This window comes from Dietzia sp. NPDC055877 (assembly GCF_053615975.1).
The window spans coordinates 1-1,286 of sequence record NZ_JBSHCV010000047.1 but is presented as its reverse complement, the minus strand read 5'-3'; the positions used below and the strand labels follow the sequence as shown (position 1 = coordinate 1,286).

The window sequence follows — 1,286 nt, the reverse complement described above, 5'->3', positions numbered from 1 at the left end:
GGTGGTCTCAGGGAGCTAGTGCAACACCCTGGCTGGATCGGGGTATGTGGTGGCGAAGGAGCTGGACTGGCGGCTGCGGGCGAGGCTGGTGTGCTCGTTGCTCGAGGGTGCCTCGGGGCGTGAGGCCTCGGCGATGTGGGGTGTCAGTGCGGCGACGGCCTGGAGGTGGGCCAAGCTCGCTGGCATGAGCTTTGAAGTGGGTGCACGCGGCGGCGTGGCCGATGTGAGAGATCGTCGGCTACGGCCGCTGCGCCCGGGGGCGAGGTATCGCCGGTTGACCTTGTTCGACCGGGTGTTCATCCAGGCGATGCTGGACCTTCCGACTCCGGCTGGAATCCGGGCCATCGCCCGCGGGTTGAACGTGGCCGCCTCGACCGTGTCTCGGGAAGTCGGCGCTCACTGCTTCGAGCATTGGGGTCGGCGCCGGTACGACGCCCGCCTGGCCCACCATCTGGCGGTGGGTAAGCGTGCGCGTCATCGGCCAGGCAAGCTGGACTCGGTGCAGTTACGACGCGAAGTCATCGCACGGTTGAACCAGCGGTTCTCCCCGCAACAGATCGCCGGCGAACTGCGGTTGACCTTTCCCGACCGGGCGGAGATGCAGGTGTCACATGAAACCATCTACCAGGCCCTTTACGTCCAGGGCAAGGGCGCGCTGAGGCAGGAACTCAAGGTCGAAAAAGCCCTGCGCTCGGGCCGCAAACATCGCATTCCCGCCTCCGCGCTACCCCACCGGAGCTCGCGCCCGTGGCTGCACGGGGCTCGCCTGACCGACCGGCCCGCCGAAGTCGATGACCGGGCCGTTCCCGGGCACTGGGAAGGCGACCTGGTCGTGGGCCCCAACAACTCGGGGTTGGTCACCCTGGTTGAGCGCCAGACCCGCTACGTACTGATCGGTCGGCTACCCGGATGCCGGGACAGCGCCACGGTCAACGACGTGCTGTCAAAGATGATCGCGGCCCTGCCCTCCCGGCTGGTGGCCACCATCACCTGGGACCAGGGCACCGAGATGGCAGGGCACGCCAACTTCACCGTCGCAACCGGCTGCAAGGTCTACTTCTGCGACCCACACTCACCGTGGCAGCGTGGATCAAACGAGAACACGAACGGCCTGATCCGCGACTTCTACCCCAAAGGCACCGACTTCAATACCCTCAGCGATGACGAACTCGCCGAGACCGAGCACCTTCTCAACATCCGCCCCCGCGCCCTCCACGGCTTCCTCAGCCCCCATGTCAAGATGAACGAACTCATCAACGGTGTTGCGCTGGCTCCCTGAGACCGCC

Annotated in this window: 1 protein-coding gene; it reads left to right on the top strand. The window is 66.3% G+C overall.

What is annotated here, in order from left to right; genetic code table 11:
* The first annotated feature begins 49 nt into the window (after window positions 1-49).
* Window positions 50-1,279, top strand: coding sequence for an IS30 family transposase (locus ACWGLC_RS17770; protein WP_452101098.1), 1,230 nt, complete (start codon window positions 50-52; stop codon window positions 1,277-1,279).
* The last annotated feature ends 7 nt before the right edge of the window (window positions 1,280-1,286 follow it).